Here is a 25,299-nt window from a genome sequence, read left to right as displayed (position 1 = left end):
ATAAGCTTTACTTACCATTACTACACGGCATTAGACTTTTGCCAAATAGCCAACATAAAAAAACACCTCAACGTGAGGTGTTTTTGAATTAAGTTTAAAGCCTGTTTACAGCATTAAGAATGCAAACAAACCAACACCTAATAGTAAGCGATAGATAACAAATGGCATCATGCCCATGCGCTCAATCACTTTTAAGAAAAAGAAAATACAGGCGTAAGCCGACACAAATGATAAACCAGCGCCTAGTAAAATTGCATGCCAATCAATCGCCTCACCTGCAGTAGCCAACTGATATACATAATATGAACCTGCTGCAGCAATAACTGGAATTGACATTAAAAATGAAAAACGCGCAGCACTTTGTTTGTTTAGGCCCAGCATTAAACCCACTGTAATAGTAATACCTGAACGGGATGTACCAGGGAATACCATAGCAAGCACTTGTGAAAAGCCCAGCAATAGCGCACTAAAAAAGTTTACTTGGTAAATATTTTTAACTTGCTTTGCTTTAGCATCGGCATACCAAAGTAGCAAACCAAATACGATGGTTGAGGTGGCAATAACCCATGCATTACGCGAGTAGCTCTCTACAAAATCTTTGAATAAGTAACCAATTAATAATGCAGGAATAGTCGCAACAATAATCCACCAGCCTAAACGACTATCATCGGTTGCACCTTGTGCACCAAACGACTTAAACCAAGCACCAAGAATATCGACCACTTCTTTTCTAAAGTACAATACAACAGCACCTAAGGTTCCAACGTGAACAGCCACATCAAATGCTAAGCCTTGATCGTGCCAACCTAAAACTTGTGAGGGTAAAATTAAATGCGCTGAGCTCGAAATAGGTAAAAACTCAGTCAATCCTTGGATCAGGGCTAAAACAATTATCTCAATAATACTCATGGGTTAGAAAACTCCACCTTCCATAGTTTTTGTTGGGGGTTGTTATAATTATTCCATAACTCAGCCAAAGTTAGCTTAGCTACGGGGTGATAAAAATCAGGCGCTATTTCAGCAAGAGGCTGTAATACAAACGCATTTTTGGTTATTTCATCCCGCGGTAATTGCGCAGGTGTTTCACAGATAATGTCATCATAAAACAATAAATCGAGATCTAATGTCCGCGGGCTAAACTTTTTATCTTCACGGGTGCGGCCATTATCAAGTTCAATTTTTTTCAGTAATTTACATAGTTCAGCTAATGGCATATCTGTTTTTGCTGCAACAACTGAATTATAAAAATTACTACCTGCAAACCCCACCGCTTCACTTTCGTATACTGATGAATGAATAAAATCAGGAAAGTAAGCTTTCAGCGCGATAAGCGCCTGTCGAAGATAATGCTCTTTATTGACATTAGAACCTAGGCTTATAAAAATTTGCGCCATCTCTAATTTGCCTTACACCGGGTGATCTCAACTCCAACAGTTTGCGCTTGTGGCACTGCGGCTGGTTTACTCACGCGAATAGTGACTTGGCTGGTCGCAAACTCAGCTAAAATAATGGCAGCTAATTGCTCAACTAAAGTTTCTAGTAACTCAACAGGTTTTGCCGTTGTGTGCTCAATCACTCGCTCACTCACTTTGGCATAATCAAGAGCCAAATTTATATCATCTGTCGCCGCTGCGGCAGAAATATCACATAACATTTCGATATCAAAATACAGGCTTTGTTTACTTTCTTTTTCAAAATCATACACGCCAATGATGGTGTCTACGTGCAGTTGTGATATATATACCTTGTCCATTGATACTCCAAGCGACATAAATATTAAAAACAATACTCAGCCTTAACGCTTATTAATTTTAATAATGCGCTATATAAGCTGTCATACTGTTTTAATATGTAAAAATTACCCCTACAATAACGAATAGATGCATTGCATAGGGTGCTTACATCCGACTCGACGAGAGTGGCAAATGGTTTTGCCGCCAATGATAGCCCAAAAGTGCAGATTAAAAAATAAGGAAGCGCGTGTTAGAAGTTTTAATGTTAGTTTTGGCTTACATACTAGGTTCGGTCTCTTCCGCTATCCTTGTATCTCGGCTGTTTAAACTACCAGACCCACGCAGTCATGGATCGAATAACCCGGGTGCTACAAATGTTTATCGCCTTGGTGGTAAAGTCCCCGCTGTTTTAGTTCTTGTCTTTGATATTTTAAAAGGAACCATCCCTGTTTGGGGTGCTTACTTTTTAAAGATAGAGCCACTAATGTTAGGTTTAATTGGTGTAGCTGCTTGTTTGGGTCATATGTATCCACTGTTTTTTAGCTTTAAAGGTGGTAAAGCCGTCGCGACCGCTTTTGGCACGTTATTACCCATTGGTTTATCGCTAGGGGGGATGTTGATTGCAACTTGGCTTTTAATTATTGCTATCACGCGTTACTCATCTCTCGCGGCACTGGTTACGGTTTCATTAGCGCCTATTTATACTTGGTGGATAAAACCTTTGTATACTCTGCCAGTTACCTTTTTAACCGTACTGATAATTTTCCGCCACAGAGCAAACATTACTCGCTTGATGGCTGGGGAAGAACCTAAAGTAGGGGCTAAGAAGAAAGCCCCAGAGCAGGAATAGTGATGTAAATTAAAGCGCTTCGAGTGAATCAATAGGCCAGCGCGGCTTAGTTTTCATATCAAGGCTAGCAAACTGCCCTGCCTTTAAGCGCTGCATACCAGCGTAAGCAATCATTGCACCGTTATCTGTACAAAACTCTGTGCGCGGGTAATACACACGCCCTTTCATGCCTTGCATTACTCGTTCAAGTTGCGCACGCAATTGCACGTTTGCACTCACACCACCGGCGATCACTAAACGTTTGATACCGGTTTGCTTTAATGCACGTTTGCATTTAATGATTAAGGTATCAATTACCGCTGTTTGGAATGCATGAGCTATATCAGCTTTGGTTTGCTCGTCATCATCGCTATCACGAATAGCAAGCGATGCCGCCGTTTTTAAACCACTAAAACTAAAATCTAAGCCTGGTTTATCAGTCATCGGACGTGGAAATACAAAACGCTTAGGCGTACCCTGCTCCGCAAGTTTTGCTAAACGCGGGCCACCTGGGTAATCAAGACCTAATAACTTCGCGGTTTTATCGAATGCTTCACCAGCCGCGTCATCAACTGACTCTCCCAGCACTTCGTATTCACCAATGCCAGATACTTTTACCATCATAGTATGGCCGCCAGACACCAGTAGTGCGATAAACGGAAATTCCGGTTTGTCCTCTTCAAGCATTGGCGCAAGTAGGTGACCTTCCATATGATGTACAGCAACCGCTGGAATATTCCAACCATAAGCCAGTGAGCGACCAATTGAGGTTCCCACCAGAAGCGCACCAACAAGTCCAGGGCCTGCGGTGTATGCAATGCCATCTAAGTCTTCAGGACCACAGCCAGCTTGCGCAAAGGCAGCATCAATCAAAGGTAAGGTTTTACGTACGTGATCGCGTGAAGCAAGCTCAGGAACCACACCGCCATAATCAGCATGTACTTTTACTTGGCTATACAGTTGATGTGCTAATAAGCCTTGTTCATCATCATAAATGGCAATACCCGTTTCATCACATGATGATTCAATACCTAAAATTCGCATCAATTACTCCGCCAAGAAAAAACAAATGCGTATTTTACAGTGAAAATACGCATTACTGAATATTAAATTGCAATACCAATATTGGTTTGACCGTCAGATACCGCAAGTTGCTTAAGCTCTTTTACGTTCTCTGAGGTAATTCGGCCCATTTGCTCTACAAAATCAATAAGCTCTGCAAGCACATCAATTTCATACTGCATTAAAGGGTGTTCACGAACAGCTTTGTTATCAGCAATTTCACCATCCACTGTTAGTTGATATTCAATGAAACGAGCCACTGAAGCCTGTGAAATTTTACTAATATTTAAAAACTCTTGTTCATCTTTGGCTATCAAACCGTGCAGCATGCCAAGCAAAGCTGTCGCTGTATCGATTGCGGGATAGGTGCCAAACATGTCAAAGTCAGTAAGCTCTGGCACGTTTGGTTCAATTTTTTCAATTTGCTTTTCAAGGCTGATTTTACTTTTTGGCAGTAAGATTTTTTCCCAGCAAACACTCAATGCGCTACGAAAAACCGCGGCATCACCGAACCCTGTTGCTTCACTAAATAAGCTGTAATTAGGCAGCATACGCTCAAGTAATGCGCCACCTAATACCGCTTTTTGCAAATAGTTTAATTCTCTAATACGTTGAAAATTATTCGCTTTCGTCATTCTTTACAGTCCCACAAGACCAACATATTTCAAATGTTGCTCCGTTAAGCTCATGACATTTTGGGCATACCCAGTCAGGAGCCGATTGTTTTAATTGCCGGTAGTTTAGCAATATTTCTTGCGCCTGGCGCTCTTTTAATGCGTAAACAAGTATATCGACCCCTGTTTGTTCAAATGGGATCTCCCCAAGCGCCCCTTGTAAAAGCTCACCTTGCAGTTGCGATTCGATCCCTTTACTTTTTAAAAGCCCTTTAATAATGTTTGCCTCTAAGCCATTTTCAGCCTGAAACACTTTTACCCAAGTGAATGGGTCCTGCTTCGCAGGTTGATTTAAATTACTGTTTTGCAAATCACTTCCCTTTTACTTTTCTATCTTTAAATCCTAAACTACGCTAGCAACTAACTTCGCTGCAATGCTTATTTCAAGGTAGCCACATGACTTTAACAACACCGGGATTGTTATTCCCAGCAATTTCTTTACTGTTACTTGCTTACACCAACCGTTTTTTGGTGCTTGCTCAGCTTATTCGAGAGCTCAATGCACGTGAAGGAGAAAGTATCCGCCCATTAGTTGTTGCACAGATTACCAATTTAAGAAAACGCATTAAATTAATTCGCGTAATGCAAGTTTATGGTGTTGCCTCTTTTTTAATGTGTACCTTATCAATGTTTGCATTATTTATAGAATTTAATACTACTGGAATCATTTTATTTGGCATCAGCCTCGCGTGCTTAGCCTTGTCGCTTCTCACCTCTTTGTATGAGATCCACATTTCTTGCGATGCAATCGAGATTGAATTGAAAAATATCGAAAAAAAACCTCTTTCAGATAAGGCAGAGTAAAATTCACCCTCTATACTTATTGTATGAGATACAACAATAAGTGGTGCTTTTGTGGATGATTTTTTATTTTCTGAAGAATCCTTAGAAGAAAATAATGTAGGTACGGAAGAGGCTGAATACTGGCATATTCTTGTTGTTGATGATGAAGAAGATATTCATCAAGTTACGAAACTAGTATTAGCTGGGTTCACTTTTGAAAATAAAGCGCTTCGCTTTTATCATGCCTATTCTGCTGCTGAAGCGAGAGAGCTTTTAGGTAAAGGAACTCCATTTTCAGTGGCACTTGTTGATGTGGTAATGGAAACAAACCACGCAGGCCTCGATCTCATTCAATACATCCGCGATGAAATAGAAAACCATGATATACGTTTAATACTGCGTACAGGTCAGCCTGGGGAAGCCCCTGAAGAAGCCATCATTCGTGATTACGATATCAATGATTACAAAAATAAAACTGAGCTCACCGCGATAAAAATGAAAACTTTGCTCTATTCAGCGCTACGTTCACATCGTGATATTCAGATTATTGATCATCATAAACATGGCCTCGAACAAATTATCAATGCCTCAGCCAATTTCCTAAAATGTGATAGTGTGCAAGAGTTTGCCTCCACAATTTTAAACCATGTTACTAACGTAATGGGGATAAGTGACAGAGAAATATATTGTGCCGCTGCGGTTAACCTGCAATCATCGCCAGCTAATGACTTTCAATTACTTGCCGCTTCAGGTGTTGAGCCAACTCCATGTAAAAATAAAATTCCTGAGGATGTAAAAAACTTATTTATTGATGCACATGAAAGAAAATCGTCTTTAAAAAACAGCACAGATTACATTGGCTACTTTCCAACAAAAGCAGGCCTTGAAACTATGTTGTATGTCAATAAAGGTTCAAAACTGCAAAATACAGACTATCAACTGCTAGAATTTTACGCCAATAATATCGCACTTGCTTATGACAACTTAAAGCTTAGAGAAATGGTCAAAGAGTCACAAAAAGAGTTGTCGTATATTCTTGGCGAAGCAGTCGAAAAGCGCTCAAAGGAAACTGGCTCACATGTTAAACGTGTCGCTTTGTACAGTGAGTTACTCGCAAAATTATATGGCTTGGATTCGTTCCGCTGTGAAATCATTAAACTGGCTTCACCATTACATGATATTGGTAAAATTAGTATTCCAGACAAGATTCTAAATAAGCCTGGTAAACTCACTGATGAAGAATGGGAAATAATGAAAACTCATGCCGAAACTGGCTATGAAATACTAAAAAACTCAACAAACGAAATATTAAACTGTGGGGCCTTAATTTCCTACCAACACCATGAAAAATGGGATGGAACTGGTTATCCGCAAGGACTAATTGGTGATAATATCGATATTGTTGGTCGAATTACTGCAATTGCAGATGTATTTGACGCACTTTGCAGTGACCGATGCTACAAAAAAGCATGGCCACTCGATGATGCTCTCTCATTGATAAAAGAGCAACGTGGGAAACATTTTGATCCAATTTTAGTCGATCAGCTACTTGAAAATTTAGCGCTTTTCTTAGAAATTAAGGAACGTTATCCTGATTGATGTAACTTTTCTGTAAAACAAGTACTTCCCAATACGGGTACAATACTTTACTATGCCTCTCGTGATGTAAAATTGTACCGCCTGGATGTAGGGCTTACTTATAACAAGGGACTATTAAAGTGAGATTTGAACAACTTGAACAATTCGTAGCATTAGGCGTGCTAAGGCATTTCCGCCAAGCTGCAGAGAAAACTCAAATAAGCACTTCTGCATTAACTAGAAGTATTCAAACACTTGAAGATGAAATTGGTTATGAGCTAGTTACTCGCTCTACTCGCTCAGTAAAGTTAACCAAAGAAGGTGAGCTTTTCCTAGAGTATGCAAAACAAACTCTCGACAATCTTGAAGAAACCAAGAAGCATTTATTTGAATCATTAAACGGCTGCGCAAGTGAAAAACTGATTATTGGCTACACCAACAAAGCGAGCACGGTTGTGCCTGTTTCTTGCGGTCAGTTTTTAGCGCAGTACCCTCATGTGAAAATCGAGATGCAGCTGCAAGAGCAAAGTGAACTAGTACGTAAACTGCAATTAGGTGAAATTGATATCAGTGTATGTTCGCAAGCGATGAACAGCATTGGCAGCGATATACATTTACCTGATCAACTAATCATTTTCGTGGCTAAAAATCACCCGCTTGCAAATAAAAGTGACATTAGTAAACGCGACTTAGCTGACTACCCTATGTACAGCTGTTTTTCACAGTCAAAACAAGTGCAATCTATGCTAAACGATGCAATTGATTCTTTTGATAAGACATCAAGCATCAAAGTAGGCAGTATTGAACAAGTTATGGATGGTCTGAAAAAATCAAACCATATCGCGATTGCCAGCATTGAGCATGCTAATAGTGTGTCATCTGATCCGGAGTTACTATTATTAAAAACTAATAAAGGTATCGCACACGACCAGCTAATAATCCAAACAAACCAACAAATCAATGAGAATTCTCACGTTAGCCACTTACTCGATCTCATTGAAAAAACGGCCCTTTCAAGCCAAGGTTAGAAGCTATTTAATCTACTGCTAGCCTGTAATTAATCAGGCTAGCCAATCTTTTTTATTTCTTCATTTTTACTGCATAAAAAGCGTGCATCACACAATTTTTCATATACACTTACGCACCTTTTTTTGATTGTTCACATGAATGACCGCACCGCTTATTACCGACACATACTTAGATGCTATTGAACGTACTGGTTATGCTGTTGTTGAAAACGCGATTAATGAAAGCTTAATTGCTGATTTAATTGCCGATTGCTATCGCATTAATCCGCATTTTCATACCGCAGGTATTGGCCGATTAAACGACCAACAAATAGATAAAACTGTGCGTAAAGATAAAACCTTTTGGTTTGATAGCTCAAGCCAAGCACAAATTACTTATCTGGCAACCATGGAAGCAATAAAGACACAGTTAAACCGTGGCTTTTATTTAGGCTTATTTGACTATGAATGCCATTATGCAAAGTATCAACAAGGTGACTTTTATAAAAAGCACTATGATGCCTTCAAAGGCCGTTCTAATCGCATTTTTACAACGGTTTGTTACTTAAATACGCCAGAATCTGGCGGTGAATTGGTGATCTACAAACCAAAGAGTAAAGAGATTGAAATAGTCATTAAACCTCAAGCGGGCTTATTGGTGATGTTTGAAAGCGAACGCTTTATGCATGAAGTATTACCCGCAAACGATGTACGCTACTCAATTGCGGGTTGGTTCAGAAAAAATGCCTCAATCAGCGGTATTATCGACCCACCAAGATAATTAAAAGGACAGTGGCAAGGATGCTGCTAAACCGATAAAAATCACTAACCCCACATAGTGATTATTCAAAAATGCTTTGAAGCAAGGCTCTCGTTCTCGTTTATGAATAAGCGTTTGTTGATAAAGTAAAAAACCAACCGCTGCAGCTAAGCCCAGCCAATATGGCAAGCCAAGCTGATGACTCATACCTATGTAAGCAAGAATCGCAATAAATAAGGCATTGAGTAAAAAGATGATATGTCTGTCATAGCTGGCAAACAAGATTGCTGTCGATTTAACGCCAATCTTTAAGTCATCATCTCTATCAACCATGGCATACATGGTGTCATAAGCCACAGTCCAAACAAGATTCGCGATAAATAGGAGCCAGGCTTCTAATGGTACTGAGCCAATTGATGCCATATAGGCCATTGGAATAGCCCAACTGAATGCCGCGCCAAGTACAACTTGCGGCAGCTGGGTGTAGCGCTTCATAAATGGATAACAGAACGCCAGTGCTAAAGCACCAAACGACAATAATATCGTTGACCATCCAAGTGTTAACACTAAACCAAACGCCACCACAATGAGCAGTACAAATAAGCTCAGAGCTTCACCACTTGATACTAAACCTGCTGCCAGCGGTCGCTGGGCTGTGCGCTTAACTGAGCCATCGATTTTACGATCGGCAAAGTCATTAATTACACACCCAGCACTGCGCATCACAAAGACACCCAAACTAAATACCACAAAATTGAATAAGCTCGGCGTGCCAAGCTCAGCAAGCCACAACGCCCAATAAGTTGGCCATAATAGCAACAAGGTACCAATAGGCTTATCGGTACGCATTAACTGTTTATAGTAAGGTATATGTGCGACCTTAAGTGCAGCTAGCTTCATAGGTAAATATACGCTCCAGGTAAGAATACTTCAGCTACGAGAAAATGAGCATTAGATAAGCTAAATACACTGCGCCTTCCCCACAATGCTTGTGAAGAGTAGCCTATTTCAGCTGTTAAAGCTTGAATAGCGTGCTGCTGTGAAAACTCAGCAACTTCTATTTCAGTGCGCGATAAGTTTGGGTCTTGAAAAATAACATCGCCCAGCGGCCTTGTCCCCATACTTAGTAACTGCTGCTTTTTTAATGTATCATCTGCCGGCAACCAGCTTTGTGCATAAACCATTGGTTTACCATCGCATAGTAGTAACACTTCGCGATTTAATGCCTGACTTAAAGAGGTATTGAGTAATGCTTGTTGCTCGCAGGTTAGGTCAAAAGGTGCTTCGTTTAAAACTTTAACTGAAAAGACTTGACAGTGACTTTTAAGCTTAGCTGTTAAAGACCCAGCTTCAAGCAGCCAACTTTGCTGTTGTTGCGTCAAATCTGGAAATGCTGAAGCAGGCTGCCAATTTGCAGCTAATGAAACTGGGAATGTGATCACAACGACTCATTATTTTTAAAAACCGTGCAAATGATATCACTGCTGCACGTTTCGAAAAAGTCATGATTTAATCTCAAGCTGGGTTAAAAAACGCAGAACAGCCTGTATCTTAAGTGAATTTGGGTATAGACTAAAAATCATTGAAAGGGTGGAATATTCTTAACTATGAAAAAATCATTGTTATCAATTTACTTGATAAGCATGCTACTTGTTACTGCAACAAGTTGGTCTGTACGCGCTGAATCAAATGTTGGCTACTTTGGTTTTGAGCCTGACATCATCACTAACTACATAGGCCAAGGTAATAAAAAGCTTGGCTATGTTCGTATTACGGTGGATCTCATGCTCAATGATCTATCTGATATCGCAATCGTAGAACACCACACTCCACTATTGCGTGATGCGATTGTTGAAATACTCTCCAAAGAGCCAGAAGAAAACATTAAATCGCTGACCGGCCGCGAAGAAATCAGAAAGCGCTGTACCGAAAAGCTAAAAGCACTACTAAAACAAGAAACAGGACAAGAGATTGTCCGAGAAGTGTTATTTACTAAGTATTTATACCATTAATTGTAAAATGGCGGCATAAGCCGCCATTTTTGTTTACGCGATTATTTGCGTGAAAGCAGCTTGTCTGACACAGCATAAGCCATACCAGCCAATAACCCCGCTAAATGCGCCCAGTTCGCCATACTCACAGGCAACATATCTACAAAGCCTAGAATAAGCCAAACCAACATAAAACCAACGATGCTATTACTTACTAGTGGCGGCTCTGTTGGCCTCATTACGCTGTAGATCCAACAAAAACCAAGTAAGCCATACACAACGCCGCTTAAACCACCAAAGTTAGGCCCAACAACTAAAAACTGTGCCCAGTTACTAATGAATGCCGTCACTAAAAATAAACCCACTAAGGTTAATTTACCGCTGCGTTTTTCTATATCGTTACCCAGCGTCATCCACCAGATCAGATTAAAAATAAGATGAACAGCGCTAAAGTGCACAATGGCAGGTGTAAACCAAGTTAGAGGCTGTGCAGGGTTGAACTGCAACATACTATAAATAGTTTCAAAACCACCCAATAAGAAGGCCACAAATATAGCTATCGAGACTAGAGTAACTGTACGGTTTAGCCAGCTTAATGCCTTAAAACGGGCTTTTAAATTAAGTGATTGGCCTTGATATGACAGAGGCGATTGTGTACTGCCCACCTGCCATGAAGCTTGTTGGTATTTTTCGTCATGAGGGTTAGCCGCAAACTCCTGCCAAAGTGGTTGAGCCTGATGAAAGTGCTCTGGAGCAACACAAATAATCACAGTTTGCCCATCTTGCGAGCGCAGCTCACCATGTAAGCCCTTACTTTTGATGTAATCTATAAAGCCTTGTGCGGCGCGAGGATTATTTATGCTACCCAACTCAATCATCGTTCAATATGCTCCGGAAGTTGCGTCTGCCAAGCTGTAAAGCCACCATCCATGCTGTATACGTCTTCAAACCCCTGCTCAACTAAATAGCTTGCAGCACCTTGAGAGCTCACACCATGATAACAAACGATGATGATTGGCTGGTCAAACTCTTTATGCATCATAAATTCGCTGATGTTGGCATTTGATAAATGCTCAGCACCTGGGATATGACCCGTTTGAAATGAGTTAGGATCGCGAATATCAGCAATCACAACCTCTTCTTTATCTAACAGCGCAAATGTTTCGCTCACTGAAATATGTTTATACGACATAGTACTCTCTAAACTAAAAAGGCGGCCAAAGCCGCCTTATCAAATTACTCGGTATTAATCCCAGTTGAGGATTACTTTACCTGATTGGCCTGAAATCATTGTATCAAAGCCTGCTTGGAAGTCATCCACGGAGAACTGGTGAGTGATAATTGGTTTCAGATCAAGACCTGACTGAATTAGACTCGCCATCTTGTACCAAGTTTCAAACATTTCACGGCCGTAAATACCTTTAATAATTAGACCTTTGAAAATAACCTGGTTCCAATCAACCGCCATATCTGAAGGTGGAATACCTAACATGGCAATTTTACCGCCGTGATTCATGTTGTTTAGCATGCTGTTAAATGCAACTGGCACACCTGACATTTCAAGACCAATATCAAAGCCTTCGGTCATGCCAAGCTCTTTCATTACATCTTCAAGCTTTTCAGTTGCTACGTTTACAGCACGAGTCGCGCCCATTTTACGTGCTAAATCTAAGCGGTATTCGTTCACATCGGTGATAACCACATGACGTGCACCAACATGTTTGGCAACAGCAGCTGCCATAATACCAATTGGGCCAGCACCTGTGATTAATACGTCTTCACCTACTAAGTCAAACGACAACGCTGTGTGTACTGCATTACCGAATGGGTCAAAGATTGATGCTAGTTCATCAGGAATGTTATCTGGAATTTTAAATGCGTTGAAAGCTGGGATCACAAGGTATTCAGCAAATGCACCTTCGCGGTTAACACCTACGCCTGTTGTATTACGACATAAATGAACACGACCAGCGCGACAGTTACGACAGTGACCACAGGTAATATGGCCTTCGCCAGAAACACGGTCACCCACTTGGAAACCACGTACTTCCTGACCCATATCAACCACTTCACCTACATACTCGTGACCAACAACCATTGGCGTAGGAATTGTATTTTGTGCCCACTCATCCCATTTATAAATATGGACATCTGTTCCACAAATTGCTGTTTTGCGGATTTTAATAAGCAGATCGTTATGGCCAACTTCAGGTTTTGGCGCATCAGTCATCCAGATCCCTGGTTCTGCTTTTAATTTAGATAATGCTTTCATGATTTATACTCAATTAAACAAAACCGAAGCAAATGCTTCGGTTTAGGAAATAAAATTAGATAACACCCATTTCTTTACCAATACGGGTAAAGGCAGCAATAGCGGTATCTAATTGCTCTTTTGTATGCGCCGCAGAAATTTGCGTACGGATACGTGCTTGGCCTTTAGGTACTACAGGGAATGAGAAACCCGTTACGTAAATACCTTCAGCAAGTAATTTGTCAGCCATGGCTGAGGCAACTTTAGCATCGCCTAACATGACAGGGATAATAGCGTGGTCCTTACCTGCACAGGTAAATCCTGCAGCTTCCATTTGTTCACGGAAATACTTTGCGTTATCCCAAAGCTTAGCGCGTAACTCGCCGCCATTGCTTAGCATCTCAAGTACTTTAATTGATGCAGTAACAATTGATGGTGCAAGTGAGTTTGAGAAAAGATAAGGACGAGAACGCTGGCGTAACCACTCAACAATTTCTTTTTTACCTGATGTGTAACCGCCTGATGCGCCACCAAGTGCTTTACCAAGGGTACCCGTGATGATATCAACACGGTCTAGTACACCGCAGTACTCCGGCGTACCTTTACCATTTTCACCAACAAAACCAACAGCGTGAGAGTCATCAACCATCACTAATGCATCATATTTATCGGCAAGATCACAAACCGCTTCAAGGTTACAAATAACGCCGTCCATTGAGAAAACGCCGTCAGTAGCGATTAACTTAGTTTTAGCGCCCGCTTCATCAGCAGCAATAAGTTGCTTTTCAAGGTCACTCATGTCGTTATTTGCATAGCGGAAACGCTTTGCTTTACAAAGACGTACACCATCAATGATCGAAGCATGGTTTAGTGCATCAGAGATAATCGCATCATCTGGACCTAGAATTGTTTCGAATAAACCTGCGTTTGCATCAAAGCATGATGAGTAAAGAATGGTGTCTTCTGTTTCTAAGAACTCAGAGATCTTTTGTTCTAAAGTTTTATGAATATCTTGAGTACCACAAATAAAGCGTACAGATGCAACACCAAAACCGTGCTCATCAAGGCCTTGTTGAGCTGCTTTAATTAACGCTGGGCTATTTGCTAAGCCAAGGTAGTTATTAGCACAAAAGTTAATAACCTTATCGCCAGAGGCAACTTCAATTTGAGCCTGTTGCTGCGACGTGATAACACGTTCGCTTTTGTATAATCCCTCAGCTTTCACTTCATCAATTTGCTGCTGCAACTGATTAAAAAACGCAGATGCTCTCATCTGTAATCTCCACATATTCTTGTACCTAATCAGAAATGATTAGCATGAATTTAAATTTTGCACCTATTGTAAAAGCTTAGACGAACAATTGCACTGTTTGCAGTTCGTCGCAAACCCTCAACTGGTGTGGGTTTGTGAACTTAAACTGGTCTTACCTCATAAATTATAAATATAAATTGGGTAAATCAGCTAAAGATTCACAAACAATATCGGCATGTTGTTCTGTTGACTCAGCATAACTTTGCCCTGAGCGAACTAAAACACGGGTAGCGATGTTAGCTCTTTCAGCAGCAATAAGGTCGCCAAGCTTATCACCGACCATAATACTTTGTGATGGGTCGATTTGATGCTCATCAATGGCTTGTAAAAGCATACCTGGGGCAGGCTTGCGACAATTACATTCTTGCAAATAGGAAGGCTCTGCTTTGCTTGGATGATGCGGACAAAAATAGACATCAAGAATTGTAACGCCATGGCGTAAAAATTCGCCCTTCATCCACTCAGTAAGGTTGGAAAAATCTTGCTCTGAATAATAACCACGGCCAATACCCGACTGGTTAGTTACCACCACAATTTTATAACCAGCATCAGCAAAAGCTTTGCACGCCTCGAATACACCGGGTACAAATTCAAACTCTTCTGGTTTGTATACATAGCCATGATCAATATTGACCACACCATCACGGTCTAAAAATAAAACTTTGCTCATTACAATTGCTCTTTTTCTACCACGTGGTCAAACATCGAAATCACCTTTTCTACACTTATTTGCGCCATTAAATCAGCCCCTTTCACGCGTGTTCCCCAAGGTAGCTGTTGCGCTGTTTTGCCTGTTTGTTCACGTAAATTTTGGTGATAAACCTCAACAACATACTTTTGATACAAATAAGGTCCTGTGCGTTTTGGGTTTGAGTGGGCATACAAACCAATAACAGGTGTTCCTACCGTTACAGCCATATGCGCAGGCCCAGTATCAGGCGCTAACACTAACGCAGCACGTTTCAAAACACATAACAGTTCTTTTAGTTGAGTTTTCCCTACTAAGTTAAGCACAGGTGCCGAACTCTGCGCGATAATTTGCTCGGCAAGTTCAATCTCTAAAGGGGTTGGGCCGCCAGTAATAACCACCGAAAAGCCTTGTTGATGAGCATGTTCAGCAAGTGCAGCATAACGCTCAGGTAACCAATTTCGCTCTTTTTTACTTGCCGCAGGCGAGATAACAAAAATACGCCCAGCTAAACGTTCTTCACCTAATAGCGCATCGGCTGCTTGTTGATGCTGCTCAGTAATTGGCATTTGCCATTGAGGTTTGTAATCAGGGATGCCAATTGCTTGAGCAAAGCCTTTAAAACCTTCTAATACATGCGCCTCTGATTGCGGGGCAATACGCTTATTAATGAACAAACTATGCAACTCTTTTGAGCGTGCCCAATCAAACCCCACTTTGATCTTTGCAGGAATACAACGGGCTGCTAAATTCGCTCTGAGTGCGACTTGCATATGTAATAGCACATCAAATTTACGCCCCTTGAACGTGTCTTTAAGTTGTTGATAAGCCTGTTTGCCCTGCTTTTTATCGAACACAACAAACTCAACACCTGGTAAATCGGCCAGTAACATAGCCTCAACTTTACCAATCACCCAGGTAATTTTTGCCTTCGGATGTGCCTTTTGAATTTCTTGCACTGCTGATACGGCATGACATACATCACCAATAGCCGAAAGCCTTAAAATACAAATATCTGAATAGGAGGTTGATTGAGTCACGTGCGCCCTTAGCTACAGCAAATAATATGCGATCTTAAATTAACTTGATGCTAATGCAAGCACTTATGCGAAAAGCTAAAAATACGGTAAGATAGCGCTAATTTTATTTAATCTTGAAGTTGTTATGTTTGAAACTCAGCATCTGCAAAACACCACCCTTTTGTGTCACCCAGCTTATAAAGACGAGCTCACGCAACAGTGGTTCGATGCCAATTATTGGCAACAACAAGATAAAATCGTTGGTGCCAAAAAAGGTCGTGCAACAGCGTGGTTTTTTAAACATCAACAGCTTACAGGCGTTCTGCGCCACTATTGGCGCGGTGGTTTAATAGGTAAGTTACTGAGCGATCAGTACCTATATGTTGGTTTGAAGCAAACTCGTGTCTATAAAGAATTTACACTGATGATGCGTTTGCTTGAGCTTGGCCTAAATGTGCCGACACCCATTGCGGCAAAAGTTACTGCCCATGGCTTAATCTATCGCGGCGATATCATCACCGAGGCAGTAACAGGCGCCAAAAGCGTGTTAGATATTTTAATCACGCGTCCACTTAGTCAGTCTGAGCTAAAAGCGATAGCAGTCACTCTCAGCGAGTTTCACAATCATGGCGTCTATCACGCAGATTTAAACATCAATAACATCCTGTTCGATGATACTGGTAAGGTGTTTATAATCGACTTTGACCGCGGTGAAATCAAACAGCCACATGCTAGCTGGCAAACAGAGAACATTAAGCGCCTTGCCCGTTCATTTGCAAAAGAGCAAGGCCGTAATGAAGTGATGCATTGGCAACAAAGTGATTGGCAGTCACTGGTGTGTGACTACCAAGCATTGCTTAAGACTTAATTTTGCTAATTACGTTTGATGTTGAGCAGCCATTAAGAAACTCAAGTACTTCGACTTTTCCGCCATGGCGTAAAACATGATCGGCACCAGCAATTTGGTCAACGGTGTAATCCCCGCCTTTTACTAGCACATCAGGGCTAATTTGCTCAATCAGCTTAGCTGGCGTGTCATTTTCTTCAATGCTGCCAAATGGAATAACCCAATCAACTGACGCAAGCGCACTTAATACCATAGCACGCTCATCCAATGGATTAATTGGTCTTTCTGGGCCTTTTAAGCGAGTGATTGATTCATCATTATTTAAGCCAACAACCAGCCTATCACCTCGTGCTTTAGCCTGTGCTAGGTAGCGCACATGGCCTGCGTGAAGAATATCAAAGCAGCCATTAGTGAACACTATTTTTTCACCATTTTGCTTAGCAAACTCAATATGCTGAAGCACATCTTCAAACGGCGTTTGGTAATGCTCGCCAGTTTGCTGCAAATATTGACCAAGCTTACGGCTCAACTCTTCTGGGGACACGGTTGCGGCACCCAGTTTACTCACCGCAATACCAGCAGCGAGGTTGGCAATTTCAACTGCATCTTTTGCAGCCATTCCCGCACCAAGCATCACTGCTAATGTTGCAATTACAGTATCGCCTGCGCCGGTTACATCGCTGACTTCAAGTTGTTGGGCTGCAAAATCATGTTTTTCTGCTTGGCTAATTAACGACATGCCCTGCTCTGAGCGCGTTAATAGCATCGCTGCAATACCAGCCTCATTGATTAGATCACGAGCGCTTTGGGTTAAGCTTTGCTCAGAATCAGTTTTACCACCAGCAAGTTTAAATTCGTTTAAGTTAGGTGTTATATAATCAGCACCTCGGTATAAGCTTAAATCAGATGATTTAGGATCAATAAGCACCGTTTTACCCGCTTTCTTTGCAACCTGAACCATTTGTTGAATTAAGCTCAGTGAGCCTTTGTTGTAATCAGAAAACAACACAAAATCGTAGTCATTTAAAACCAGCTCTAAACGGTTTAATAACAGTTGACTGTGTTGCTCAGTAAAGGTCTCCTCAAGATCAAGACGCACAACTTGTTGATGGCGGCTGATTACTCGCATTTTAGAAATAGTCGGTAAATCGCAAACACTCACTAATTGCGAATCAATTTTCTCTGAACTTAAAATTGTTTCGAGGATTTGCCCACTTTCATCTTCACCAACTAAGCCTAGTAGGCCCACTTTACCATCTAAACGGGCAATATTTTTTGCAACGTTTGCTGCACCACCGGCTTTGTCTTCAAACTTACTGACTTTTACAACAGGTACAGGGGCTTCAGGCGAAATACGACCTGAGTCGCCATGCCAGTATCTATCTAGCATGACATCACCAACGACTAAAATACGCGCCTTTGAAAGGTTTTTTAGTAACGCTAAATCCATTACTTTTGCTCCGCTACAACCATATCGATGGCTTCGCATAACCAATGCCCGATAAACATGTGCGCCTCTTGGATACGCGCGGTTTCATCATTTTTAATAATAATCGGTAGCTTAGCGATATCTTTTACCTTACCACCATCTCGACCTGTTAATGCCACAGTAAAGGCGCCGATTTCATTTGCCGCTGCCAGTGCAAGATTGATGTTAGGGCTAGTGCCAGATGTGGTTAAGCCAATCACCAAATCTTCAGGCTTACATAACGCCTGCACTTGGCGCTCAAATACAGTATCAAAGTGATAGTCGTTACTGTGAGCGGTTAAAATTGAGGTGTCTGTTGTTAATGCTATAGAAGCCAGCGGACCGCGCTCCAATTTATAACGCACAACAAACTCAGCAGCTAAATGCTGCGCATCAGCCGCACTACCGCCATTACCAAACCAAATTACTTTACCACCTGCTTGTAAAGCACTGTGACAAGCTTCTAGTAGTTGCATTACTTCAGGGTGGTAAGTTTCCATCGTCTCAAACAACATTTGATGACGATTTAAACTTTCTAGGTAGCTTGCCGCTACAGAATCAAGATTTGACATAAATATTCCTTAAAAAGTATTAACGGCTTTGCTTACCAAAAATAGGCTACAGATAACCAAGTATAGTTATCGCCAAAAACATCTTCACCATAGGTAAGAGTTGTCTCTAATGTATGCTCGTTTAATTGACGCGTGTTACTTAGTTGAAGTTCAATTGCATCATCATATTCTCGACTAAATCCACCTATATCATACTCGTAGTTACTTTTATTCGAAATGGTTGAAACTTTAGCACGCCATAGAGACTGAAAAGATTCAGAGTAAGTCACTTCTAAAACATTTACTTCAGACGGTACGCCGTCACCAAAGTAACGCTGATCTGCAGCAAAATGTCCAACAACAAATCCATCTACCGTATTACCCTTAGTAGGATAAATATAATTTTTATACCAAAAGCTGTGCATATTGGTATGTTCAAATCTAAAACTTATTGAGTCTGTTAATTTTGGGAAAAAAGCCCCTAAACTATAAGCGACATTACCAAACTGATAGTTTTTGTGCTCTTTAGTATCTTCACCACCGTATTCAAAATAAAGCTCTGTTGGCAATCCCCAATTAAAGTTAATTACATTTGTAATTGAAGCGAACTGATCGCCCAGCTCCGCATCAGAGCTACCTACTAATGCAACATTATCATTTCCGGCAGGATCAAAAAAAGCGTCAAATACATCTCCAGCATCTACTTTACGAGGCCCACCGCCAAACTGCATCATTCGGTTAAGGCCAATTTTCCAACCACTAATAGGTTCAATACTGAAGTGAGTACCCGCAAGTTTAGGCGTACCACTATGAAGTTCACCTTGATATAAAATACCATTCTCAACATGTTCTAACTCTGAATAGTACAATTCAAAATCAAAATTCCACCAATTATAAGCAGGCTTTACCATACCAATCGAAATTGACGGGGCTGTTTTTGCGTTGGTTGAAATGATTTGTGCAGAATGCTTAAACGGCGAGAACCAATGTTCTTTATACCCAAGGTTGAACTGTAAATCTTCACCAGCAAAACTAATAAACGAATTGTAATTTACAAACTTATTTGCCTTGGCTCGGTAATCAACTCCAACCTGTACTAGCGTGTAATCATTGGCACGCCAAATACCTTCAAAAAAGCCTTGTCCCCATTCATCAGAGCTAAGTCCGCGTTGATTTGCTATTTTTTTACTGTTGTCTGTATCAACTTGTAATTTAACACCTGCACGTGTTACTGCATCATCACTTTGATAAGGCTTTATTTTATAACGGATAGCTGCGACTAGTCCTGGCTCTTTTTTTTCAAGCTCAAGAAGCGCACTTTCTACTTCCGATAAACGATAAGGTTTAACCATAGGCGCGCCTGTGGTTAAGGCAAACAAAGTCTCTAATTGATGATCAAGCTGTGCATCCATGCCAATCGGTAAGTAGGCGGTAGGTGCTGCAAATAAAGGCATTGAACAACTTAGAAAAGCACCAATTACCGAGGCTTTTATCATTTTAAATTTCATAACTGCTTCGTTGATTTATTAAGTAACCGAAATATTACCAAATTAGCTAACAGTAAACACTTTAAAACTTTCTTTAATAACCCTTTTTAACATTTTATATTTAGATCCCAAAGGTTCCACGCTATCATAACGTTTTACCTATATAGGCTAAGCAATGGCGCGCATTTTATACTCTTTACTTTTATACCTACTAAGCCCACTGGTTGTTTTTTACCTGTATGTTTTACGCGGCAAAAAGAATAAGGGTTACCGTGAACATTTTGCTGAGCGCTTTGGCTTTTCGAACTTATCTCATCACGATGTTGTTTTTCATTGTGCCTCTGTAGGGGAAGTGTTAGCAGCAACGCCGCTTATTAAGGCCGTTCAATCAAAAAACCCTTCACTTACTATTTTAGTAACCTGTAATACCCCAACGGGTCGCGAGCAAATAAAAAATAACTTTAAAGATGCAGTTAGCTGCTGTTATTTACCGATTGATTTTTTCTTCGCTACGAAGCGATTTTTAAAACGTATCCAGCCAAAGGTACTGTGTATTTTAGAAACTGAGCTTTGGCCAAACCTGATGGCGCAAAGCAACAATAACGGCACAAAGGTACTTGTTTTAAATGCCCGGCTTTCAGCTAAATCACAGCAAGGCTACCAAAAGGTAATGCCTTTAACTAAGGTGATCATGCACTCTATTAGCGATCTAGCCAGTCATAATCAAGATGATGCAAAACGCTTTATTGAACTTGGTTTAAAGCCTGAAAAGGCACGCGTATTTGGCTCAATTAAATTTGATATCATGCCTACAGATGAGCAATTAAATAAAGTCGCAGCACTTAAAAACCAATATAACAACGAGCGATTTATCTGGGTTGCAGGCTCTACTCACCCTATTGAACACGAGCTTATTTTAACTGCTCATAAGAAGCTGTTAAAAGCGTTACCCAACGCTCTTTTGATTATTGCTCCACGTCACCCAGAGCAATTTGATAAAGTCGCTGAAGTTTTAAAAAGTTCAAATTTGAGCTTTAGTCGTCGCAGTGAAGATGACTATAACAACCAACAAGTTGTGTTAGCTGACACGTTAGGTGAATTACAATGCTTATATGGTGTGGCAAACATCAGCTATGTTGGCGGTAGTTTAATCGAGCGAGGCGGCCATAATCCGTTAGAGTCAGCAGCGTTTTCTGTTGGCGTATTAGCAGGCCCTCATACCTATAACTTTGACCATATTTATCCTGAGCTGATTAGTGCTCAGGGAGCTAAAACCGTTACCGATGAAAATCACCTTGCTGACACACTTGTCGCTTTGAGTAGTGATGTACAAAAGACGATAAAGCTCGGTCAGCAAGCTGCGAAATGCATTGCTAACAACCAAGGCGCCATCAGTAAAACGGTTAATTTAATTGAGCTTTACTTAGAAAAGTAAGATAGAAAAGTAAAATAGAATAGAGAAATAATGTGACTTCAAAGCAAGCGATGAATCGCCCAGAAATACAAATGCGCGAATGGGTATCAAGCGTAATCGTAAAATACAATTTCTGCCCGTTTGCCCGTAAAGAAGTTGAAAGCAATTGCATTCATTATCAAATTAGTCAGTCTATTACGCTTGATGATGCAGTAATGGATATGCTTGAGCAATGTAGCGCGTTAGACCAACAAGCAGAGCGCGAAACCACTTTGTTGATGTTTGAGCAAGGCTTTAAAGATTTTGAAGAGTTCTTAGATTTAGTCGATTTAGCCAATGCGCTTTTAGCTGCGCAAGGCTATGAAGGTAAGTATCAAATAGCCAACTTTCACCCTGACTATGTATTTGCTGATAGCGATGACAGCGATGCTGCAAACTATACGAATCGTGCACCTTACCCAACACTGCATTTAATCCGTGAAGCCAGCATGAGCGAAGCGTTAGACAGCTACGATGAACCTGAATCGATCCCAGAGCACAATATTAAGCTTGCAAGACGCAAAGGCATCGACTTTTGGCAGCAGCTGCTGCAAAACTGCATCGATAAGCGCTAACACCTACCGGCGTTATAAAGATAAAAGCCAGCAATGCTGGCTTTTTGTTTTTTATAGCGATTAAATTTAGTGAGTTATTTTTTTACCCACTCACCGTTCACTTCAATGTAGTGACCCGGCTTCGTTTTCTCGATAGTTTTAGCAGCTGCAAGGGCTTCAACTTGCGCTAACGAAAGATTGTTCTTTTTCGCAAGTTTTAAATATTGCTCTTTACGCTTTGCATTAATTTCATCAACGACCGCTTTTGCTTCGCTGTTATTAACCACTAAACCTAAATAGCCGGAGCTGTCTTCACCCACTAGGCCTTGGCTTTTTGCATCATCAAGGCTGATAGCCCAAGCAGAGAAAGATAAACAAACAGCACTGATCAAGGTGATCACATTTAGTTTTTTAAGTTGTAATTTACGCATGTGTGCTCCTTAGAATAATTCGCTGTCATCACTGAATAAGGTATCTAGTTCTTTATCCACTTTTACGCGGATCTCATGGTCAACTTTTACATTTAAGTTGATTGTAATCGGCTCTTTTGCTGCCACCTCAACACGGTGGGTACAGGCACTCAGCATGCCTACCGCCGTGAGCATTACTAACCACTTAGCCATCATTGCTTCCTTTTTTTGCATACTCTTTCTCAACTCTTTGAGTAATTTCATCACTTAAACGCAGCGCTCTAAGTAAAGTAAATACATTCTCTTCATGATTATAATTAAAGTTCACTGCTTGCTGCTGCGCTTCATTATAACCCTCTAAATTTACACCTAAATGTAACCAACCATCCGGTTTGAGATTAACATTGCTGCGTAGTTTTTTAATATCTAAATTCTCAAGTAAACTCAGCGTGGTACTCAGCTCTTGTTGCTGCGCTTTTACCGCTTCAAAGCCCGCATTATTAGTGATCAGTAATTTACCATCACCCTGATTAACTAACTGCCCTTGCTTTACCTCGATGCCCTGTTTATTTATTACAACGGGTAAGGTGCCTGCTAAGCGCCCACTTAAGCTAATTCCTGATTCAGCATCAAGGGTGACCAATTTACTGGCATCAATATTTTCAAATTTAACAGTCGCGGTTTGGCTATCACTGAGTGGGCAGAACTTATTCACCACAAATGCCCCACCCATAACCTGACCAGTTAGATTAGCTACGCAAGGCTGATTAGCTGTTACCTGCAACTGACCTTGTATATTTTTGACCACGGCACCTGCGCGCAGTTCATTGAGTGTAAATTTAGTCGCTACAATATTAAGCTGCCCTGAATTAAACGTGCCGTTCAAATTCACTGCGAAATCATTCGCTAGATAATCATTATAAAGCGCAGTGAATTTACTTATTTGCACGCGCCCTTGTGCTTGTTGAAGGTTTACATCCCCTTTTATATTGCCCGAAACGACTCCATCAGTGACTGTAGCAAGCGGCTCAAACTGAGCAATTATCGGGTTTAGCTTGGATACTGCCTGCTCTGGTATCACTAATTCAAATGGGTGAGCAACCTCAGACATATGATGGCTAACAAGCGCTTCAAAGCCATCTGCAAACACATGATGCGTTGCCTGCAAGGCGCGGCTTTGAAGAGCTTTTGACACAACAGACAACTTATTTAAGCTAAGCTCTGCTGTTGATAATTTAGCGGCCGTGGTTTTGGCATCAATATCAGCAAATAACTCCCCCACACTGAGATCTGTACTAAGAGTAAGCTCATTGCTAATTTTTGCTGCGTTCATATCATCATAAGTTAATGATTTAACCTTGCTATTAGCTTTAACAACGAGGTGCTGCTGGGCATTATACTCAGCGTTAATTGCGCTGCTAAAATCAGTTATCTGAGCACCCGAAATTAGGGCATTTTTAACACTTATATTAGTTTTCAGTTTAGCTGTAGGGCTAGTAAATAACCCTTCAATATTTAGCTTTCCTTTAGCCCCAATATCTTCAACCCCAAAACCCTCAGTCAAGGCGCCATCAGACTGAAAATCTAAAAATGCAGGTAGTGAATCCACCGACAGTTGATAATCAGCGCTAACGCTGCTTTCATGCAAATGCGCGTTGAACTTAAGCTCATCTATATCTTTACTATTGAAATCAATGCTAACTTGACTATTAAGTGATGCCAGCGGATCCTGTAAAGAAAGGGATGTATTACTGACTGTCACCTCACTTTGCCCTTCTATAGCTTGCAGCTTTACAGTTGGGATTGATAGCAACTTACTTTCTACACTAACTGGTTTTTCAATGTGTAACTGCCAAGTAAGCGGTAACTGCGCTTCAACAAATGATTGATGCTGCTGGTCTGCGATGGTGTTTAAGCAGTCTCGCTTTGCACTAAGTTGATTTTGTAAAGCTGATAAATCCGCGTATAAATGCTGTTGATTTAATTGATACTTAGCACTCAATTGCCCTTCACTAGCAAAACCTAGGTCACACTCCCCTACAGCATGCTGATAACTTGCATTGATTGAGCTTTCAATTGCAACTGTAATTCCATCAAACTTAATCTGTGATTGAGTGGTAAAATGGCTGCTTGTTGGCAATGTTACGAACCGCTCAGCCACTTGCTCATCAAAGGTGATGTTGGCTTTGACTTCATAATTAGATATTACAACGTCAGCATTGAGATCCCGTGAAATCGTAAAATGATTTAGGCGTTTTTCTTGTATCGCCAACCTAACAGGATTTTGGGTAAACGGTGAGACTACATCAAGCTGCTCAATACTTATTAGCGGTCTTTGCTCGGGTAATACCAAAGCAAGCTTTTTAAATTCAGTTTGTGAAGTGTCAGGTTGGTGATTATTACTCTGATTGCTAATTATAAGATTGGCTCGAGAAATACTAACCTGTTGCTTATTCGCAATAATGCCAGCTAACTCAATTTGCTGCCCTTGGTAGGTTAAGCATAATTTCTCGATATTCAAATCAAGCTTGCGAGTTAATGACCAATCAATGCAGTGAAGCTCAGCGCCATTTTTACTGAGCATAGGTGTTAAATACCACGATGTCAGTGGTAACCTGAACAGATACGCCAACAGCACCATGCTTAGCACGATACCTAGTAACCCAACACACGCTCGCTTAAAACTCAAAAAACTCTCCTTGCTTCTCGCTTCTCGCTTCTCGCTTCTCGCTTCTCGCTTCTCGCTTCTCGCTTCTCGCTTCTCAGATCATTATAAACAAAAAGGCCACACATGATAGTGCAGCCTTTTTAGTTTAAAGGGTTTGTATGAACCTAGCTTGTA

29 protein-coding genes are annotated in these 25,299 nt (G+C 40.9%); 9 read left to right on the top strand and 20 right to left on the bottom strand.

All coding sequences use genetic code 11. The features are described from left to right. Nucleotides 1–105 precede the first annotated feature (105 nt). Genes L1272_RS01525 through folB form a run of 3 tightly spaced genes read right to left on the bottom strand, consistent with a single transcriptional unit; the run spans nucleotide 106 to nucleotide 1,753 of the window. The gene (locus L1272_RS01525; protein WP_194441813.1) at nucleotides 106–909 is read right to left on the bottom strand and encodes an undecaprenyl-diphosphate phosphatase; all 804 of its coding nucleotides are present in this window, start codon (nucleotides 907–909) and stop codon (nucleotides 106–108) included. Then, nucleotides 906–1,394, bottom strand: a complete 489-nt coding sequence (gene folK / locus L1272_RS01520) for a 2-amino-4-hydroxy-6-hydroxymethyldihydropteridine diphosphokinase (RefSeq protein ID WP_194441814.1) — start codon at nucleotides 1,392–1,394, stop codon at nucleotides 906–908. The genes L1272_RS01525 and folK overlap by 4 nt, the downstream gene beginning before the upstream one ends. 2 nt (nucleotides 1,395–1,396) lie before the next feature. After that, entirely contained in the window at nucleotides 1,397–1,753 is a 357-nt protein-coding gene (gene folB, locus L1272_RS01515) for a dihydroneopterin aldolase (RefSeq protein WP_138599658.1), read from the bottom strand. A gap of 227 nt (nucleotides 1,754–1,980) precedes the next feature. Here folB and plsY point away from each other — a divergent pair, with 227 nt between their 5' ends. After that, a complete protein-coding gene (gene plsY, locus L1272_RS01510; protein WP_194441815.1) occupies nucleotides 1,981–2,583 on the top strand; it encodes a glycerol-3-phosphate 1-O-acyltransferase PlsY in 603 nt (200 codons plus the stop codon). Nucleotides 2,584–2,592: 9 nt separating this feature from the next. On the opposite strand, the gene tsaD is transcribed toward plsY, so the two are convergent. The 3 genes from tsaD to L1272_RS01495 form a co-directional block, all read right to left on the bottom strand. Next, complete coding sequence (gene tsaD / locus L1272_RS01505) at nucleotides 2,593–3,606, bottom strand: tRNA (adenosine(37)-N6)-threonylcarbamoyltransferase complex transferase subunit TsaD (RefSeq protein WP_054551076.1); 1,014 nt, start codon at nucleotides 3,604–3,606, stop codon at nucleotides 2,593–2,595. Nucleotides 3,607–3,668: 62 nt separating this feature from the next. Next, complete coding sequence (locus L1272_RS01500; protein WP_054551075.1) at nucleotides 3,669–4,259, bottom strand: YjaG family protein; 591 nt, start codon at nucleotides 4,257–4,259, stop codon at nucleotides 3,669–3,671. Then, nucleotides 4,243–4,608, bottom strand: a complete 366-nt coding sequence (locus tag L1272_RS01495; protein ID WP_054551074.1) for a putative signal transducing protein — start codon at nucleotides 4,606–4,608, stop codon at nucleotides 4,243–4,245. Before L1272_RS01495 ends, L1272_RS01500 begins: the two co-directional genes overlap by 17 nt. Nucleotides 4,609–4,694: 86 nt before the next feature. On the opposite strand from L1272_RS01495, the gene L1272_RS01490 reads away from it, so the two are divergent. From L1272_RS01490 to L1272_RS01475, 4 genes are all read left to right on the top strand, one after another. Next, on the top strand, nucleotides 4,695–5,102 hold the full coding sequence (locus L1272_RS01490; RefSeq protein ID WP_054551073.1) for a DUF2721 domain-containing protein: 408 nt from the start codon (nucleotides 4,695–4,697) through the stop codon (nucleotides 5,100–5,102). Nucleotides 5,103–5,153: 51 nt separating this feature from the next. After that, nucleotides 5,154–6,680, top strand: a complete 1,527-nt coding sequence (locus L1272_RS01485; RefSeq protein WP_054551072.1) for a response regulator — start codon at nucleotides 5,154–5,156, stop codon at nucleotides 6,678–6,680. Between the two features lie 119 nt (nucleotides 6,681–6,799). Next, entirely contained in the window at nucleotides 6,800–7,687 is an 888-nt protein-coding gene (locus L1272_RS01480; RefSeq protein ID WP_054551071.1) for a LysR family transcriptional regulator, read from the top strand. 139 nt (nucleotides 7,688–7,826) lie between these two features. Further along, nucleotides 7,827–8,447, top strand: coding sequence for a 2OG-Fe(II) oxygenase (locus tag L1272_RS01475; protein ID WP_054551070.1), 621 nt, complete (start codon nucleotides 7,827–7,829; stop codon nucleotides 8,445–8,447). Here L1272_RS01475 and ubiA read toward each other — a convergent pair whose 3' ends face one another. Both ubiA and L1272_RS01465 read right to left on the bottom strand, forming a co-directional pair. After that, the gene (gene ubiA / locus L1272_RS01470; RefSeq protein ID WP_194441816.1) at nucleotides 8,448–9,326 is read right to left on the bottom strand and encodes a 4-hydroxybenzoate octaprenyltransferase; all 879 of its coding nucleotides are present in this window, start codon (nucleotides 9,324–9,326) and stop codon (nucleotides 8,448–8,450) included. Continuing rightward, nucleotides 9,323–9,868, bottom strand: a complete 546-nt coding sequence (locus L1272_RS01465) for a chorismate--pyruvate lyase family protein (protein WP_235372607.1) — start codon at nucleotides 9,866–9,868, stop codon at nucleotides 9,323–9,325. The genes ubiA and L1272_RS01465 overlap by 4 nt, the downstream gene beginning before the upstream one ends. Nucleotides 9,869–10,069: 201 nt before the next feature. Between L1272_RS01465 and L1272_RS01460 the strand changes: the two genes are divergently transcribed. Next, nucleotides 10,070–10,438 (top strand): flagellar basal body-associated protein FliL, encoded by a 369-nt coding sequence (locus L1272_RS01460; protein ID WP_371351978.1) that lies wholly within the window; start codon nucleotides 10,070–10,072, stop codon nucleotides 10,436–10,438. Between the two features lie 41 nt (nucleotides 10,439–10,479). On the opposite strand, the gene glpG is transcribed toward L1272_RS01460, so the two are convergent. The 6 genes from glpG to L1272_RS01430 form a co-directional block, all read right to left on the bottom strand. Next, nucleotides 10,480–11,295 carry a rhomboid family intramembrane serine protease GlpG gene (gene glpG / locus L1272_RS01455; RefSeq protein WP_209327193.1) on the bottom strand — a complete coding sequence of 272 codons (816 nt, stop codon included), beginning with the start codon at nucleotides 11,293–11,295 and terminating at the stop codon, nucleotides 10,480–10,482. Next, nucleotides 11,292–11,609 (bottom strand): thiosulfate sulfurtransferase GlpE, encoded by a 318-nt coding sequence (gene glpE / locus L1272_RS01450; RefSeq protein WP_054560963.1) that lies wholly within the window; start codon nucleotides 11,607–11,609, stop codon nucleotides 11,292–11,294. Before glpE ends, glpG begins: the two co-directional genes overlap by 4 nt. Before the next feature lie 54 nt (nucleotides 11,610–11,663). Next, nucleotides 11,664–12,689 carry an L-threonine 3-dehydrogenase gene (gene tdh, locus L1272_RS01445; RefSeq protein WP_054551064.1) on the bottom strand — a complete coding sequence of 342 codons (1,026 nt, stop codon included), beginning with the start codon at nucleotides 12,687–12,689 and terminating at the stop codon, nucleotides 11,664–11,666. 55 nt (nucleotides 12,690–12,744) lie between these two features. Continuing rightward, nucleotides 12,745–13,941, bottom strand: a complete 1,197-nt coding sequence (locus tag L1272_RS01440; protein ID WP_138599652.1) for a glycine C-acetyltransferase — start codon at nucleotides 13,939–13,941, stop codon at nucleotides 12,745–12,747. A 163-nt stretch (nucleotides 13,942–14,104) separates the two neighbouring features. Continuing rightward, a complete protein-coding gene (gmhB, locus tag L1272_RS01435) occupies nucleotides 14,105–14,650 on the bottom strand; it encodes a D-glycero-beta-D-manno-heptose 1,7-bisphosphate 7-phosphatase (RefSeq protein ID WP_235372606.1) in 546 nt (181 codons plus the stop codon). Then, nucleotides 14,650–15,708 carry a glycosyltransferase family 9 protein gene (locus L1272_RS01430; protein ID WP_235372605.1) on the bottom strand — a complete coding sequence of 353 codons (1,059 nt, stop codon included), beginning with the start codon at nucleotides 15,706–15,708 and terminating at the stop codon, nucleotides 14,650–14,652. The genes gmhB and L1272_RS01430 overlap by 1 nt, the downstream gene beginning before the upstream one ends. Before the next feature lie 124 nt (nucleotides 15,709–15,832). On the opposite strand from L1272_RS01430, the gene L1272_RS01425 reads away from it, so the two are divergent. Next, on the top strand, nucleotides 15,833–16,555 hold the full coding sequence (locus tag L1272_RS01425) for a 3-deoxy-D-manno-octulosonic acid kinase (protein WP_235372604.1): 723 nt from the start codon (nucleotides 15,833–15,835) through the stop codon (nucleotides 16,553–16,555). On the opposite strand, the gene hldE is transcribed toward L1272_RS01425, so the two are convergent. The 3 genes from hldE to L1272_RS01410 are packed head-to-tail and all read right to left on the bottom strand — an operon-like array spanning nucleotide 16,545 to nucleotide 20,061. Beyond that, nucleotides 16,545–17,984 (bottom strand): bifunctional D-glycero-beta-D-manno-heptose-7-phosphate kinase/D-glycero-beta-D-manno-heptose 1-phosphate adenylyltransferase HldE, encoded by a 1,440-nt coding sequence (hldE, locus tag L1272_RS01420; RefSeq protein ID WP_138599690.1) that lies wholly within the window; start codon nucleotides 17,982–17,984, stop codon nucleotides 16,545–16,547. The two genes, L1272_RS01425 and hldE, sit on opposite strands and share 11 nt — an antisense overlap. Next, the gene (locus L1272_RS01415; protein ID WP_054560969.1) at nucleotides 17,984–18,574 is read right to left on the bottom strand and encodes a D-sedoheptulose-7-phosphate isomerase; all 591 of its coding nucleotides are present in this window, start codon (nucleotides 18,572–18,574) and stop codon (nucleotides 17,984–17,986) included. Before L1272_RS01415 ends, hldE begins: the two co-directional genes overlap by 1 nt. Before the next feature lie 32 nt (nucleotides 18,575–18,606). Next, complete coding sequence (locus tag L1272_RS01410; protein WP_235372603.1) at nucleotides 18,607–20,061, bottom strand: capsule assembly Wzi family protein; 1,455 nt, start codon at nucleotides 20,059–20,061, stop codon at nucleotides 18,607–18,609. 154 nt (nucleotides 20,062–20,215) lie between these two features. Between L1272_RS01410 and waaA the strand changes: the two genes are divergently transcribed. Next, entirely contained in the window at nucleotides 20,216–21,475 is a 1,260-nt protein-coding gene (gene waaA, locus L1272_RS01405) for a lipid IV(A) 3-deoxy-D-manno-octulosonic acid transferase (RefSeq protein ID WP_235372602.1), read from the top strand. Between the two features lie 50 nt (nucleotides 21,476–21,525). Further along, entirely contained in the window at nucleotides 21,526–22,068 is a 543-nt protein-coding gene (locus L1272_RS01400; protein ID WP_054561196.1) for a DUF1415 domain-containing protein, read from the top strand. 74 nt (nucleotides 22,069–22,142) lie between these two features. Here L1272_RS01400 and L1272_RS01395 read toward each other — a convergent pair whose 3' ends face one another. Genes L1272_RS01395 through L1272_RS01385 form a run of 3 tightly spaced genes read right to left on the bottom strand, consistent with a single transcriptional unit; the run spans nucleotide 22,143 to nucleotide 25,146 of the window. Then, on the bottom strand, nucleotides 22,143–22,478 hold the full coding sequence (locus tag L1272_RS01395; protein ID WP_054551056.1) for a YdbL family protein: 336 nt from the start codon (nucleotides 22,476–22,478) through the stop codon (nucleotides 22,143–22,145). 9 nt (nucleotides 22,479–22,487) lie between these two features. Continuing rightward, entirely contained in the window at nucleotides 22,488–22,670 is a 183-nt protein-coding gene (locus tag L1272_RS01390; protein ID WP_054551055.1) for a YnbE family lipoprotein, read from the bottom strand. Continuing rightward, on the bottom strand, nucleotides 22,663–25,146 hold the full coding sequence (locus L1272_RS01385) for a YdbH domain-containing protein (RefSeq protein ID WP_235372601.1): 2,484 nt from the start codon (nucleotides 25,144–25,146) through the stop codon (nucleotides 22,663–22,665). The genes L1272_RS01390 and L1272_RS01385 overlap by 8 nt, the downstream gene beginning before the upstream one ends. Nucleotides 25,147–25,299: the final 153 nt, after the last annotated feature.

The sequence above is a fragment of the Pseudoalteromonas sp. PAST1 genome (assembly GCF_021532515.1).
Lineage (GTDB): Bacteria > Pseudomonadota > Gammaproteobacteria > Enterobacterales > Alteromonadaceae > Pseudoalteromonas > Pseudoalteromonas simplex.
This window is presented reverse-complemented; position numbering and strand designations above follow the sequence as displayed.